Source organism: Mesorhizobium sp. LjNodule214 (assembly GCF_964252735.1).
Classification (GTDB): Bacteria; Pseudomonadota; Alphaproteobacteria; order Rhizobiales; family Rhizobiaceae; genus Mesorhizobium.
The window spans coordinates 1,172,928-1,185,293 of record NZ_CAXUPE020000002.1 but is presented as its reverse complement, the minus strand read 5'-3'; the positions used below and the strand labels follow the sequence as shown (position 1 = coordinate 1,185,293).

16 protein-coding genes and 3 pseudogenes are annotated in these 12,366 nt (G+C 60.1%); 10 read left to right on the top strand and 9 right to left on the bottom strand.

Features of this window, described 5'->3' with window-relative positions; all coding sequences use genetic code 11:
• Window positions 1-132: 132 nt before the first annotated feature.
• Window positions 133-239, top strand: a pseudogene (locus tag ACSQ3Z_RS19405) (IS6 family transposase); the annotation flags it as partial.
• 321 nt (window positions 240-560) lie between these two features.
• Complete coding sequence (locus tag ACSQ3Z_RS19400; protein WP_436172914.1) at window positions 561-998, top strand: hypothetical protein; 438 nt, start codon at window positions 561-563, stop codon at window positions 996-998.
• A gap of 121 nt (window positions 999-1,119) precedes the next feature.
• Here the strand turns inward: ACSQ3Z_RS19400 and ACSQ3Z_RS19395 are convergent, their stop codons facing one another.
• Window positions 1,120-1,359, bottom strand: a complete 240-nt coding sequence (locus tag ACSQ3Z_RS19395; protein WP_436172913.1) for a hypothetical protein — start codon at window positions 1,357-1,359, stop codon at window positions 1,120-1,122.
• A gap of 556 nt (window positions 1,360-1,915) precedes the next feature.
• On the opposite strand from ACSQ3Z_RS19395, the gene ACSQ3Z_RS19390 reads away from it, so the two are divergent.
• The 8 genes and pseudogenes from ACSQ3Z_RS19390 to uppS all read left to right on the top strand — a co-directional run bounded on the left by ACSQ3Z_RS19390 (window position 1,916) and on the right by uppS (window position 7,123).
• Window positions 1,916-2,230 carry a co-chaperone GroES gene (locus ACSQ3Z_RS19390; protein WP_436172912.1) on the top strand — a complete coding sequence of 105 codons (315 nt, stop codon included), beginning with the start codon at window positions 1,916-1,918 and terminating at the stop codon, window positions 2,228-2,230.
• A gap of 50 nt (window positions 2,231-2,280) precedes the next feature.
• Window positions 2,281-3,924: a chaperonin GroEL gene (groL, locus tag ACSQ3Z_RS19385; RefSeq protein ID WP_436172911.1), complete on the top strand. Its 1,644-nt coding sequence runs from the start codon at window positions 2,281-2,283 to the stop codon at window positions 3,922-3,924.
• A gap of 42 nt (window positions 3,925-3,966) precedes the next feature.
• Window positions 3,967-4,041 (top strand): annotated as a pseudogene (locus ACSQ3Z_RS19380) (hypothetical protein); the annotation flags it as partial.
• 48 nt (window positions 4,042-4,089) lie between these two features.
• Window positions 4,090-4,455 (top strand): 4a-hydroxytetrahydrobiopterin dehydratase, encoded by a 366-nt coding sequence (locus ACSQ3Z_RS19375; RefSeq protein WP_436172910.1) that lies wholly within the window; start codon window positions 4,090-4,092, stop codon window positions 4,453-4,455.
• Between the two features lie 37 nt (window positions 4,456-4,492).
• Complete coding sequence (locus ACSQ3Z_RS19370; RefSeq protein WP_436172909.1) at window positions 4,493-4,819, top strand: antibiotic biosynthesis monooxygenase family protein; 327 nt, start codon at window positions 4,493-4,495, stop codon at window positions 4,817-4,819.
• A 76-nt stretch (window positions 4,820-4,895) separates the two neighbouring features.
• Complete coding sequence (locus ACSQ3Z_RS19365) at window positions 4,896-5,807, top strand: complex I NDUFA9 subunit family protein (RefSeq protein WP_436172908.1); 912 nt, start codon at window positions 4,896-4,898, stop codon at window positions 5,805-5,807.
• Between the two features lie 170 nt (window positions 5,808-5,977).
• On the top strand, window positions 5,978-6,151 hold the full coding sequence (locus ACSQ3Z_RS19360; RefSeq protein ID WP_436172907.1) for a hypothetical protein: 174 nt from the start codon (window positions 5,978-5,980) through the stop codon (window positions 6,149-6,151).
• 189 nt (window positions 6,152-6,340) lie between these two features.
• Window positions 6,341-7,123 (top strand): polyprenyl diphosphate synthase, encoded by a 783-nt coding sequence (gene uppS, locus ACSQ3Z_RS19355; RefSeq protein WP_436172906.1) that lies wholly within the window; start codon window positions 6,341-6,343, stop codon window positions 7,121-7,123.
• A 67-nt stretch (window positions 7,124-7,190) separates the two neighbouring features.
• Here uppS and ACSQ3Z_RS19350 read toward each other — a convergent pair whose 3' ends face one another.
• The 8 genes and pseudogenes from ACSQ3Z_RS19350 to bufB all read right to left on the bottom strand — a co-directional run.
• Entirely contained in the window at window positions 7,191-7,418 is a 228-nt protein-coding gene (locus ACSQ3Z_RS19350; RefSeq protein ID WP_436172905.1) for a GDCCVxC domain-containing (seleno)protein, read from the bottom strand.
• On the bottom strand, window positions 7,415-7,696 hold the full coding sequence (locus tag ACSQ3Z_RS19345) for a heavy-metal-associated domain-containing protein (RefSeq protein ID WP_436172904.1): 282 nt from the start codon (window positions 7,694-7,696) through the stop codon (window positions 7,415-7,417). The genes ACSQ3Z_RS19350 and ACSQ3Z_RS19345 overlap by 4 nt, the downstream gene beginning before the upstream one ends.
• An 11-nt stretch (window positions 7,697-7,707) precedes the next feature.
• Complete coding sequence (locus ACSQ3Z_RS19340) at window positions 7,708-8,085, bottom strand: mercuric transporter MerT family protein (protein WP_436172903.1); 378 nt, start codon at window positions 8,083-8,085, stop codon at window positions 7,708-7,710.
• Window positions 8,082-8,738, bottom strand: a complete 657-nt coding sequence (locus ACSQ3Z_RS19335) for an NrsF family protein (protein ID WP_436172902.1) — start codon at window positions 8,736-8,738, stop codon at window positions 8,082-8,084. The genes ACSQ3Z_RS19340 and ACSQ3Z_RS19335 overlap by 4 nt, the downstream gene beginning before the upstream one ends.
• Window positions 8,735-9,340 carry a sigma-70 family RNA polymerase sigma factor gene (locus ACSQ3Z_RS19330; RefSeq protein ID WP_436172901.1) on the bottom strand — a complete coding sequence of 202 codons (606 nt, stop codon included), beginning with the start codon at window positions 9,338-9,340 and terminating at the stop codon, window positions 8,735-8,737. Before ACSQ3Z_RS19330 ends, ACSQ3Z_RS19335 begins: the two co-directional genes overlap by 4 nt.
• Window positions 9,337-9,819, bottom strand: a complete 483-nt coding sequence (locus ACSQ3Z_RS19325) for a DoxX family protein (protein ID WP_436172900.1) — start codon at window positions 9,817-9,819, stop codon at window positions 9,337-9,339. Before ACSQ3Z_RS19325 ends, ACSQ3Z_RS19330 begins: the two co-directional genes overlap by 4 nt.
• Window positions 9,816-10,610 (bottom strand): HvfC/BufC family peptide modification chaperone, encoded by a 795-nt coding sequence (locus tag ACSQ3Z_RS19320; protein ID WP_436172899.1) that lies wholly within the window; start codon window positions 10,608-10,610, stop codon window positions 9,816-9,818. The genes ACSQ3Z_RS19325 and ACSQ3Z_RS19320 overlap by 4 nt, the downstream gene beginning before the upstream one ends.
• A pseudogene (gene bufB / locus ACSQ3Z_RS19315) lies at window positions 10,594-11,394 on the bottom strand (MNIO family bufferin maturase); the annotation flags it as partial. The pseudogene bufB and the gene ACSQ3Z_RS19320, both read right to left, overlap by 17 nt.
• Window positions 11,395-12,366: the final 972 nt, after the last annotated feature.

The following is a 12,366-nucleotide window of genomic DNA, read 5'->3' as shown; positions in this document are numbered from 1 at the left end:
ATCCTGACGACGCACAGCCTGGACCGTTTTTGAGATGGCTTCCGCTCAATTTGTTGGAGGACCGGTCCTTGGATCGCGCGCAATCCGCAACACTCCGCCATTGGGCCGGGTAACTTCGATAGTGGTTTCGACACGGACAAACTGCGATCCTACGGAGTAGCCAGGCGCCAGGTCGTGCCGGAAGTCGTACACTGGAGCCACAAGGGCCTAACGACCAGGCGGAGAACTCGCATCGGCCCGGGCCTTCGGCGGTTTCGAAGCTAACTGCCACTCCCTTGATCCCGCTGCCCGGCCAGCAATGGAGCCGGGCTACTCCAGCACAGACTCTGCCCGTCGATCACCTCGATCACACGGACTCCAGACCAACATCGTCGAACAGCCGCGCATTTGACCGCGTTCGCCAAATTAATGGCCGGATCTTTGCGAAGCCTCCACATCTGCGTGAACGAAGCCCTCCAGGCATCATCGTGATTGGACTTCACGATCCGTTGGAGTCACGCTGGCCTCAGGGTATAAGTAGGAAATGGGTGGACCAACTATTGTTCGAATAGGAGGCCAACATGAAGCACCAGACGATCGAGCAACTGCAGATCGTCGCCGAGATTGATCAGGGCTACCCGCGCCAAGCCATGTCGCGCAGCGAACGTCTTGAACGCTGGGCAGAGCTCCTCGAACGGAACCCTGACCGGCGTCTCTCGACACTGCCTCAGACCGAGTATCAGCCGGTTAGAGCACGCGTGGCCATGCGCGGCGACGGCTCGCCGATCTCAGTCGCTTTGGAGGATCCTGTCCTCCGCGCCGCCGGGTTGGAAAACGACAACTACGGCGAAGCGAAGCGGTTCTTCGAACTGACCGACAGGCAATTGCATGAGATCATCTGCTATTGTCATTTTGGCGCAACGGTGACCGCCGCAACGGCCGCCCGTCACATCCGTGCGGTGCGTACCGGGAGACAGCCCGGCATGTTCGCTCGGTTGCGCGACGCGTTCGTCGGATAAAGCCAGCGCCGTTTCGCAGCATCATTTTTGAAGCGGCTCGCATGGAAAGCCGCCGCCGCAGCGCAGGCAAGCGCTCCCCACGCGGGGAGGCTGCGTTGCATGAGGGATGGTGCGGTCATGATTATCCAAGGTCCTTTTCGCGAGCGGCGTCGAGGTCTGCTGGGCTGAGCTGCACCGTTGCGCCGAACTCTGCAGGGCGATTGCCGGCAGGTGAATGAACGCGCCGACGCGTCGCCAGGCAAGCCTGGAGGATCCCCTCAATCGATTCCTCGTCGTGATCAACGCGGTAGTCTCCTGCAGGTTGCCACGCCTCAAAACCCGGCAGCCGGAACGCGACGGTCTGCGTGGTGCGAGTGGCCATGGGTGCGGCTTTTCGCAGGAGCACGCCGACGCCCCTCCTGCATCTTTTCCATCCGAACCGGAAAGATCCCAATGCCAGTACATCCGTGGTCAGCGCTGCCAATACATCCGTGGCCAGCGCCGTGGTTCAAAGGCTCGAACAGAGCGACATGCGCGCCGGATAAGCGCTATACATTCGCTGTCGAAAATTCGGTGCTTCATGGCGGGTCGAAGGTCGCGGACCTATGTCGATCGGGACCGCGAAAGCAAAATCGGCCAAATCCTCACGATCAGTATATATGTCTCGGTGCACATTCAATCGAGACTCAATAGGTTTGGTTCGTAATTGCGCATTAATATAGTCTGTTGTCGGAAAAATTAAGAGGGATGAATTACAATAAAATTGCTTATAGCTCCCCCTTTCTGATGGCCAAAAGTGCCGGTACCAATGACTGATTTACATTTCAAATATTTTAGGTTTGAGGAATTAAAAATTTGGCACTCCTATCAATCGAGTGCCAAAGGGGCTATGTTAAGTGTTGCAGTCGCTCTATGTGCGGCGGCAGAAAGAACCCCCAATGAAATTCCGACCACTCCACGACCGCGTCGTCATTCGGCGCGCTGAAGGCGACAACAAATCCAAGGGCGGAATCATCATTCCCGACACCGCTAAGGAAAAGCCTCAGGAAGGCGAAGTGATCGCCGTCGGCCCAGGCTCACGTGACGAAAGCGGCAAGCTGATCCCGCTCGACGTCAAGGCCGGCGACTTCATCCTGTTCGGCAAATGGTCCGGCACCGAGGTCAAGATCGACGGCGAGGATCTCCTGATCATGAAGGAGAGCGACATTATGGGCATCGTCGAGAAGACCAAAGCGGCCAAGAAAGCCGCCTGACCGGGCGATTTCCGATCCCGCAATTTCAAGACTGAACTGGACGTAAAATCGTGTCTGCCAAGGAAATCAAATTCGCTACCGATGCCCGCGACCGGATGCTGCGCGGCGTCGAGATTCTGAATAACGCCGTCAAGGTGACGCTCGGCCCGAAGGGCCGCAACGTCGTCATCGACAAGGCCTATGGCGCGCCGCGTATTACCAAGGACGGCGTTGCCGTCGCCAAGGAAATCGAGCTTGCTGACAAGTTCGAGAACATGGGCGCGCAAATGGTGCGTGAGGTTGCTTCGAAAACCAACGACATCGCCGGCGACGGCACCACGACCGCGACCGTGCTTGCCGCGTCCATCCTGCGTGAAGGAACGAAGTTCGTGGCCGCCGGTATGAATCCGATGGATTTGAAACGCGGCATCGACCTCGCTGTTGCCGCAGTGGTCAAGGACATCCAAGCCCGCGCCAAGAAGGTCAAGTCATCGGACGAGATCGCCCAAGTCGGTACGATCGCCGCCAATGGCGACGCAACGGTTGGCGAGATGATCGCCAACGCGATGAAGAAGGTCGGCAATGAAGGCGTCATTACGGTGGAGGAAGCCAAGACCGCCGACACCGAACTCGACGTCGTCGAGGGCATGCAGTTCGACCGTGGCTATCTCTCGCCCTACTTCGTCACCAATGCCGAAAAGATGCGCGTCGAGATGGAGGACCCTTACGTCCTCATCCATGAAAAGAAGCTCGGCAACCTGCAGGCGCTGCTGCCGATCCTCGAAGCGGTCGTGCAAAGCGGCAAGCCGCTGCTGATCATCTCCGAGGACGTCGAAGGCGAAGCGCTGGCGACACTGGTGGTCAACAAGCTGCGGGGCGGCCTCAAGGTCGCGGCGGTCAAGGCGCCGGGCTTCGGCGACCGCCGCAAGGCGATGCTGGAAGACATCGCGGTGCTCACCGCCGGCCAGATGATTTCCGAGGATCTCGGCATCAAACTGGAGAACGTCACGATCGACATGCTCGGCCGAGCCAAGCGCGTGCTCATCGAGAAGGATACGACCACGATCATCGACGGCGCCGGCGAGAAAGCCACCATCCAGGCGCGCGTCCAGCAGATCAAGTTGCAGATCGAGGAAACGACCTCGGATTACGACAAGGAGAAACTCCAGGAGCGGCTGGCGAAGCTGGCCGGCGGCGTTGCCGTCATTCGCGTCGGCGGCGCGACCGAGACGGAAGTCAAGGAAAAGAAGGACCGCATCGACGACGCGCTGAACGCCACGCGCGCGGCCGTGGAGGAAGGCATCGTTGCCGGCGGCGGTGTTGCGCTTTTGCGCGCCAAGGCAGTTTTGACTGAGCTTACTGGCGCGAATGCTGACATGACGGCAGGTATTTCGATTGTGCTGAGAGCGCTTGAGGCCCCCATCCGGCAGATTGCCGAGAATTCCGGCGTCGAAGGTTCGATCGTCGTGGGAAAACTGATGGACACAAAGGACCCCAATCAGGGCTTCGATGCGCAGACCGAGCGTTACGTCGACATGGTCCAAGCCGGCATCGTCGATCCCGCCAAGGTTGTTCGAACGGCCCTTGAGGACGCCGGTTCCATCGCCGGGCTTCTGATCACCGCCGAGGTAATGGTCGCGGACATTCCGCGGAAGGATGCGCCAGCTATGGGTGGCGCAGGAGGTATGGGCGGAATGGGCGGAATGGACTACTGAGCGGCGCCTGAAACTATAGCCAGGACGACGGAAGGCCAGCGACGCGGGCACATGCTCGCCGATATCTCGGCGATCATCAGTTCGCTCGACATCGTGTTCGGGGAGATCGATCGATAGCTCGTCGCTGTCGTTTTTGCTACTAAAAATGGTCGTGGAGACAAGAACATGACCGACACTCTTGCCGAGAAAACATGTACGCCTTGTCGCGGCGGCGTCCCGCCGCTCACGCGTGATGAAGCCCAACGCTTCCAGGCTCAGGCTCCCGATTGGGAGCTGGATGACGATGCCCACCGCATCCAGCGGAGCTTTCGATGCCGCAATTTCCGGGACGCGCTCGCCCTTGTTCAGGAGATCGGTGAGCTCGCCGAAACCGAAAGCCATCACCCCGACGTCAGCTTCGGCTGGGGTTATGTGACGGTTTCCCTGAGCACCAAGAAGATAAAAGGACTGCACGAGAACGATTTCATCATGGCGAGCAAGATCGATCGGGTGTTCGATCGCTCGGGCCAGCCCCTCGACCGCCAGCGGTGACACGGCAAAATCCATTGCCAATCAAGCGAGGTCGTTTATGCCACACATCCGAACCGACAATCAGCCCGTAACTCAGATCACGGTTATCGAGCCCGAGCCGGGAAAGCAGGCCGAGGCGTTGTCATTGATGACTGAGCGGGCCCGCTTCATGGCGCGCCAGCCCGGGTTCATCTCCGTCAGCCTGCATCGCAGCCTCGACGGGCGTCGCATCGTCAACTACATCCAATGGCAGAGTCGCGATCTCTTGCGATCGGCTCATAAATCGCCGGAATTCCGCAAGGAGTGGGACCACTTCGATCAGCTAACGGACGAGATCGATCCCAATCTGTACGAGGTAGCCCAGGTGATAGATAGTGGTCAGTAGGCGTGCTGTTCACGTGACCTGAACCTTACGGCCGAGACAGCTCGACATAAGCTGGCGAATTTGAGCCACGACGGCCATGAACGATCGCATTGTAACCGTTTTCGGCGGAACCGGCTTTCTCGGCCGCCGCGTCGTTCGGCATCTCTGCAAGCGCGGGTTTTCCGTTCGGATTGCATCAAGGCATCCGGATCGGGGGCACAGGCTGTTCGCTCTTGACGATCCGCAACTTCAATCGGTCGCGGCCAACATTCACGACGAGCGGTCGGTCGCCGATGCCCTTGCCGGCACTTTTGGTGTTGTAAATGCGGTCAGTCTTTACGTCGAGCACGGACGGGAGACGTTTCATTCCGTGCACGTCGAGTCTGCCCAACGGGTAGCAGCTCAAGCACACCTAGCCGGAACCGAACGGCTCGTTCACGTTTCAGGAATCGGCTCCGACGCTGCCTCGCCCTCGCTCTATATCCGCAACCGTGGCGAAGGCGAACTGGCGGTCCGGGCCGCGTTTGCAGACGCCACACTCATCCGCCCCGCAGTGATGTTCGGGCCGGACGACGCGTTCCTCACCACCATCCTCAAGCTGCTCGGCCGGCTTCCAATCTATCCGATGTTCGGCCGCGGCCTGACGAGATTGCAGCCGGCCTATGTGGAAGATGTGGCGGAGGCGACCGCAAGGGCGCTGCAGGGTACGGAAACGCATGCGATCACATTCGAGTGCGGCGGCCCTCGCGTCTACTCTTACGAGGAATTTCTCAAAGTCGTCGCGCACGAAGCCGGTCTTAAGCCCAAACTGATTCCAATCCCATTTGCCGCTTGGCACGCGCTGGCTTGGTTCGCCGAAATGCTCCCGAGCCCGCCCGTCACTCGGAATCAAGTGGAACTGATGCAGGTCGACAACATGTCATCGCCGGAGATGCCGGGATTTGGAGAACTTGGAATTTCGCCGTACTCGGTCGAGGAAATGCTCCAGGAGATATTGTGGGATCACTGATCAAAGAGCTTCTTCGTCTAGTACGCTCCCGCCAAGGGGAACGATAGGCATGGTCGAGGGCATGGTGAAGTATGCCCGCTCGAACTTCATGACGCCGATACCGGCGGCGGCGAGCGTCGCCTTTCGTGCCCGGCCTGAAGAACCCCGGCCGGGCCTAGCTGGTCGTCGCGATGAGTTCGACGCTGGCGGGAAATTTTACGCTGCTGGGATCGGTCGCCAACCTCATCGTCGTCGAGCAGACGCGCGCCGCCGGCACGCCGCTCGGTTTCGGCGCCTTCTTCAAGGTCGGGCTGCCGCTGACGCCGATAACCCTTCTCGCCGGAACCGTCTGGTTCGCAATGTAAAGTTTCATGAAATAAGCCTGTGTCGGCGGCGTTCAGCTATAAATAAGACAGGAGCGGAATGCCCCGGTCTGATCAGCCGTGCCGTAGCGTCTTGATTGGGCTCGCTCGGCTGGGAGGTGCGACAGGAGTTACGTTGGAATCCCTGGCTGTGGGGGTACCGTCCGGCAGAGAAAGGCGGATAATCCGCATATGACCGCAGAGCAAAACGCCAAGTCCGAGGAAAGTAATGGCAAGTGGCGATTTGTCAGCCTGCTATACTGGGTCTACGAGCGTCGGCTGCTGCGCCAAATTCGGGGACGGGTATTCCCACGCCATGTCGGTTTCATCCTGGACGGCAACAGGCGCCATGGACGTCAACGAGGACTGCAGGATTTCAACGAGATTTATCGGCGCGGTGCTGAGAAGCTCGACGACGTGCTTAGTTGGTGTGCCGAGTTGCAGATCCCTACTGTCACGCTCTGGGTATTCTCGACGGAGAATCTCAAACGTTCGCCCGAGGAAATTTCTGGGATTCTCGCGGCAGTCGAGTCCAAGATCGCCGCTCTTGCCAGCGATCCGCTCACGCATCGACAACGTATCCGGGTGCGGGCGATCGGCAGACTCGACATCCTACCGGGATCGGTCATCGCTGCCATTCGAATGGCGGAAGCGGCGACTGCGCAATACGATTCCCTGACGCTGACGATTGCGGTCGCTTACGGCGGGCGCGAAGAGATCGCCGACGCAGTCCGCTCCCTGCTTCGAGACGAGGCAGCTCAGGGGATCGCGTTGCCGAGCATCATTGAGCGCGTCACCCCCGAAGCCATCGCTTGCCACCTCAGGGTTAACCTGCAAGCCAGAAGGGTGGCAGTGATCTTGCCATGCGCGTGGCCCATGCAATCGGCGGCTGCCGGCGTCCGCAGTTCTGTTGTGAAGTGGCGGGCCACGACCGATGAAGATGAGCACTATGCCTTCACCAGAGCACTCCGATGACCCCCCCCCGCGACGTTCAAAAAGACCTGGAGCCTGCCGCCGCTGAGAGATTTCAACGTCATAAACCTCAGCAGCAACGATGCTGGCCCGCCGCGCCGGACTGCAGCTCTCCCTGTTTCGGCGGACAGGGATGATCGCCGTAGGAGCAGAATACGCAGCAATCTCCCGTTAGAGGCTTGAGCAGAGTCTTGCAGCTTTCGCATTCGTAGAAATACCGGCAGGCATCGGTAGGCATTGTCTCGGTCCTGCGGTGGCCGCAGGATGGACAGGTGATGGTGCTGATGAGGTCGGTCATTGCTCATTTACCAAGGCTGCTGCATAGCCGGCATTGGCGGAAGCATCGGCGATCGCGGCAGTGCTCGTCTTGCCATCGTCGAAGACAACCGTTGCAGTCTTGGTACTGACATCGGTTGAAACCGAGACAATGCCGTCGAGGTGCCTGATCGCGGTTGCAACGGTGATCGGGCAGAGCGGACAGGTCATGTCGGGCACTGAGAATGTGGCGGTGCGCTGTGCTGCGGCGGCAGGCAAGGCGGCAAGAAGCAGCGCAACAACTGCAATGACGATGCGCATGGCGGGATCTCCTACAAATTGAGCCGTCCGAAGACATCGACAGCGGCCGCTGACGCCGCAATGAGGCTCGCGGCCAACAGGATGAAACGGGTGGAACGGCGATAGACGGGACTGGCGCAAAGCGAGCCCGGAAGGCAAGCGGCCTCGCTGCGGCGGTAGCGCCAGAATCCAAGACCGATGGAGACGGCTGCGAGCGTGAGGAAATATGGCTGGTAAGGCGCCAGCGCGGTGAGGCGCGCGATCCAGGCGCCACTAATTCCTACGAGAGCGAAGGCGAGGGGAACGACACAGCAGGCGGAGGCGAGGAGACCTGCCGAGAGCCCGCCGAGAGCGAGCGACAGCGCAGCCCGCGATGTCTTTGAATTGTCGACGATCAATGGTCTGCTCATGCCGGCCTTCCTACGCGGTTCGAGACGAATAGGTTGATGGCGCCGCCCGACAACACGATCAACAATCCGGTGCCGAGATTGAACATCAGAATCTCGACGCTGGCGTCGAGTGGATGGAAAAGGGTCAGCGCTGCTGCGGTGATACCAGCGACGGAAAGACTTGCGGCGAAGATCACTGGCGCCGGGTTGAAACTGGCTGCATGGCGCAGCATGAGGGCCAAGGCGAGCGACAAAGGCAGGGTGGTCAGCACCAACGTGGCAATGCAAGAGGCCGTCTCACCGGGAGGCGCGCTGCCGGGAACCATCGGGGTCCAGAATCTCAGGCACTGATAGCCGATCGAGGAAAGCCAAAGGGTGAGTGCCGGAAAGGGCAGCCACAGCCAGTGACGCGAACGGCCGGGAAGGCAGATGAGGAATGCCGCGACTGCGGCAAGGATACCGGTGAAGACAGCCCCCGTGAGGCTCAAGGCGAAGCGGATCTCGACCAGGCGAACGAAGAGGCCTGGCCGCCAGCCATGGGCAGCGGCGATCATGACGAGGATCAATGCCGCCAGGAGCAAGAAACCGGTGGCGCGCAGCAGTGGCGGACGGAGCCGCCTGACCGGCCTCAGATTGGTCGCAAGCGCGGAGATGAGATCATCCGTGGGGATCATGTTTCGCTCCCGCCTGAGAAGAATTGCCGCAGACGCCGGATGGCACGGTGGGTGGCGATCTTGAGCGCCGCCACGGTCATACCGCTCGCCGCCGAGGCCTCCTTCAGCGACAGTCCTTCGATCTTGGTGAGCCGCACGGCTTCGCGCTGTCTGGAGGGAAGGCGGTCGAGGGCAGCAGTGATGTCATGGATATTCGTCATGTCCTCAAGGTTCGCGGACGGATCGGCAAAGGTTTCATAGTTAGGCTCAGATTCCGTTTCGAGGGCCCGGCGGCGGCCCTGGCGGCGCAGTCGGTCGATCAGTCTGCGTCTGGCAATGGCCGTGAGCCAGGGACCGAAGGGCCGCGCCGGATCGTAGGTCGCACGCGCAGCGTGCAGGGTGAGCAGTATATCCTGCACCGCGTCCTCGACGTCGCTGGGGTTGCGGTGACAGCGCGCGGCGTGGGCGCGGAGATATGGTGTGATGCTCTCGAGGAGCCGCCGGTAGGCATTGGCATCGCCGTCCTGCGCTCTTGCCATGAGGATCGACCAATCCAGCTCCCGCACCTGCGGCGGAGGAGCAGCTCCCCCTCTCACAAGCTTCAACACAGGAGGGGTGGTCATTGCCCATACGCCTCCGAAGCAAATCGTCGCACGACCATCCGGTCAAGGGAAATAGGCCCCGCGCCAAGGGCAATGATGGAGATTGCCATGGCGGCCCAGGGTAGATGGAAGTTGGCCCAGCCATCGGGCACCACAAGCTGGATGACGCTGGTCATGACGAGCATTGCCAGGGCGGCGAAGCGGGTGGCAAGGCCCAGTACCAGCAGCACCGGCAAAGTGAGTTCGGCGGTTGCAACGAGAAAGGCCACGGCATCGGGCATGGGGAAACCATATTCGGCACCGAAGATGTGCAGTTTGAACTCCTCTTCGAACAGATAGATGGCGATGTCCGAAAGTTGAAGGAAGCCGTCCCAGCGGGTGAGGCCGGAGCGGAAAAACGGCACAGCGAGTGCTGCTCGCAGAAACAGTGGCGCCGAAGCCATGGCGGCAGAAGAAAGCCACCTCGTCAGTGTACGGACCAGTTCCGGCGCCGAAATCATGATGGTGCACCTCCGGTATCCTGTTCGAGGCTCCAACCGATGAAGGCGCCGGCTTCTATCAGTCCGGCCAAAATCGTCCTGAGATCGAAGTACGGTGTGGCTTCGAGTGCGGCGATAGCCGCGGCCACCACTGGCCTACCGGCACCCAGGGTCCTGACGAGGGCCGCAGCTCCCATCGGCAGTTGGTTCACTACAACTTCGGCGCTCGAGCGGATGATGAGGGCATCCTCGCCACCGGCTTCGAGATCGACAGCTCCGGGCTCGCCGCCAGCAACGTTCATGCGCCAGATGGTGAGGGCGGGAAACCGCGATTGCGTCACCCGGAGCGAAGGATGGAGCGCCAGCCGGACTAGGGCCAGACGGTCCTGATCGATTGTGAGGAGATCATCGGCGGAAAGCGGCTCCGCTTCGGCCGCATGATAGGCCCCGATCCACGCGCGTTCGATCCTCGCCACGTCGGCGAGATAGGGGAGTGCCGCCGCAGGATCGAACCCATCGATGAATTCGGGGAAGCCTGCGCCGTAGCCCAACATGATGGGCGACTGCGGCGGATTGGCAGTTACGAATTGCCCCGTCATGGCACGGAAGAATTCATCCCCGACGATGCGGTGAACCGCCGGGTAGTTTTCCTTCAGTGTCTCGATCAGGCCGGCCACGACATTGTTGCGATAGACCGCAAAGCGGCGCAGACTTGGTAAACCATCGGGCCCCACGAGGCCCCGCGGCGCGGCGCGAGCAGCATCGAGCAGGGCCAGGGCGAACTCCTGTTGCCGTTCAGCCAGTCGTTGCAAGGCGCATCTCCTGCCGTGGCGCGTGAGACTTCATATACACTTCGGCTCGCATGGCCTCGGCGTGCAGCTCGTTCCATGACGGCAAATCGGCATCCCATTCGATCAGCGTCGGCGTGGGGCCGAGTTTATCGATCGCGTAGGCGTAGAGCTGCCAAACCATGGGGTCGACCGGCCGGTTGTGGGTGTCGATGAGCAGTGGCCTCTGTTTCTCATCGATTTCCGGCGTGAAGCCGGCAAGATGTATTTCCTGCACGGCGCCGAGCGGGTAGGCATTGATATAAGCGAACGGGTCCCACTGCTGATTGGTCGAAGCGACATGGACGTTGCTCACGTCGAGCAGCAGTCCGCAGCCGGTGCGGCGCTGCACTTCGGCGATGAAATCAGGTTCGGCATAGGTGCTTTCGGCAAAGGCGATGTAGGTAGAAGGATTTTCCAGCAGCATCTGGCGGCCTAGCGTTTCCTGCACCTCGTCGATGTGTGAGGCGATGCGCTGGAGCGTTTCCCTCGTGTAGGGCGTCGGCAGGAGATCATTCAGAAACACATCGCCATGACTCGACCATGCAAGGTGCTCGGAGAAAAGGCCCGGCTGGTAGCGGGCGATCAGGTCTTTCAGGCGCCTCAAATGGTCTTGGTCAAGGGGCTTGGCCGCGCCGATCGACAGACCGACGCCGTGCAACGATAGCGGATAACGCTCGCTCACCGCCGCGAGGTAGCGGTGCGGTGGCCCGCCGGCCCCCATGTAGTTTTCGGCGTGGACCTCGAAAAAGCCGACGTCCGGCGGTTCTTCTGGAGGTTCGCGACAGTACCCGCGGAGGTTACGGCGGCTCAGATCTCCACGGATCACGAATCTGTGTAGTGCGGCGGTTGGGGCCGCTATGTGGGATCGCCGGGAAAGAACAACGCACTTGAGGCGACGGGCGCCGCAAATCAACCGCAGATGAGGCTTGATGAGGCGGCCGCATCGCCATCGCGGCTCCGCAAATTGACGGTTCGTCGGAGGACATCCGGCGCCGCCTATCCAGATTTTTACCTCACCTCGTGCCATTGGCTTCCAAGTGGGGTCGCCAGACGGGTAGCAGGGGTCGGCGACTGGGGTCAAAAGGGCTCGCGATCCCCCTAAAAACCGACCCCAATATGCCATGATATCCCGCAATACGACAAGTCAGAAAATTTATATGATTCAATGGGTAGTGGCGTGATCTAGCGTGATCGAAAGAGGTCGAGTGGGATGGTTGTGCATCACGCTCAATCACGCTGGATCACGACAACGCACAGTGAAGCAAGGTGCTGCCATATCACCTCGCGCTGGTGAACGCCAAGACACTCAAGGGAGTTGCTGTGCGGCCCAGACTGGGGCAGGGGATTGGGAGTGGGAGAAGGGTCGCTACTGAAAGGCTGGCCGGTTGTCATCCCACTTTCGCGCAAAACTGCCAGTGGGCCCCTTAAATTCCGGTTCCCTCTTCAGTCCTAAACCCGGAGTCCACGGAGCCGGCAAAAGGCCATACACTCGTATATAGGTCCCTATGGCCTCTCATACTGCCACGGGAATAGGCGTGGTTACTTTCTATGGGAGCGGCTTTTGGTGGATGGGTGGAGCGTTCGAAAGTTGTTATCGTGTAAGAAAACAACGTGGTTAAGGATAGGTAAAAATTTAGATCGTCGTTGATCGAACAGAATTGTGTGCCGCATATAACTCATCATTGATCGCATGCATTGGATGCTGGACATTCCGCAGGCGGCGTGTAATGTATCGGCA

What these genes read in the sequence shown, in the direction of transcription:
- ACSQ3Z_RS19400 (WP_436172914.1), top strand. Translation starts at nt 561, where the DNA reads ATGAAGCACCAGACGATCGAGCAACTGCAGATCGTCGCCGAGATTGAT.
- ACSQ3Z_RS19395 (WP_436172913.1), bottom strand. Translation starts at nt 1,359, where the DNA reads ATGGCCACTCGCACCACGCAGACCGTCGCGTTCCGGCTGCCGGGTTTT.
- ACSQ3Z_RS19390 (WP_436172912.1), top strand. Translation starts at nt 1,916, where the DNA reads ATGAAATTCCGACCACTCCACGACCGCGTCGTCATTCGGCGCGCTGAA.
- ACSQ3Z_RS19375 (WP_436172910.1), top strand. Translation starts at nt 4,090, where the DNA reads ATGACCGACACTCTTGCCGAGAAAACATGTACGCCTTGTCGCGGCGGC.
- ACSQ3Z_RS19370 (WP_436172909.1), top strand. Translation starts at nt 4,493, where the DNA reads ATGCCACACATCCGAACCGACAATCAGCCCGTAACTCAGATCACGGTT.
- ACSQ3Z_RS19365 (WP_436172908.1), top strand. Translation starts at nt 4,896, where the DNA reads ATGAACGATCGCATTGTAACCGTTTTCGGCGGAACCGGCTTTCTCGGC.
- ACSQ3Z_RS19360 (WP_436172907.1), top strand. Translation starts at nt 5,978, where the DNA reads ATGAGTTCGACGCTGGCGGGAAATTTTACGCTGCTGGGATCGGTCGCC.
- uppS (WP_436172906.1), top strand. Translation starts at nt 6,341, where the DNA reads ATGACCGCAGAGCAAAACGCCAAGTCCGAGGAAAGTAATGGCAAGTGG.
- ACSQ3Z_RS19350 (WP_436172905.1), bottom strand. Translation starts at nt 7,418, where the DNA reads ATGACCGACCTCATCAGCACCATCACCTGTCCATCCTGCGGCCACCGC.
- ACSQ3Z_RS19345 (WP_436172904.1), bottom strand. Translation starts at nt 7,696, where the DNA reads ATGCGCATCGTCATTGCAGTTGTTGCGCTGCTTCTTGCCGCCTTGCCT.
- ACSQ3Z_RS19340 (WP_436172903.1), bottom strand. Translation starts at nt 8,085, where the DNA reads ATGAGCAGACCATTGATCGTCGACAATTCAAAGACATCGCGGGCTGCG.
- ACSQ3Z_RS19335 (WP_436172902.1), bottom strand. Translation starts at nt 8,738, where the DNA reads ATGATCCCCACGGATGATCTCATCTCCGCGCTTGCGACCAATCTGAGG.
- ACSQ3Z_RS19330 (WP_436172901.1), bottom strand. Translation starts at nt 9,340, where the DNA reads ATGACCACCCCTCCTGTGTTGAAGCTTGTGAGAGGGGGAGCTGCTCCT.
- ACSQ3Z_RS19325 (WP_436172900.1), bottom strand. Translation starts at nt 9,819, where the DNA reads ATGATTTCGGCGCCGGAACTGGTCCGTACACTGACGAGGTGGCTTTCT.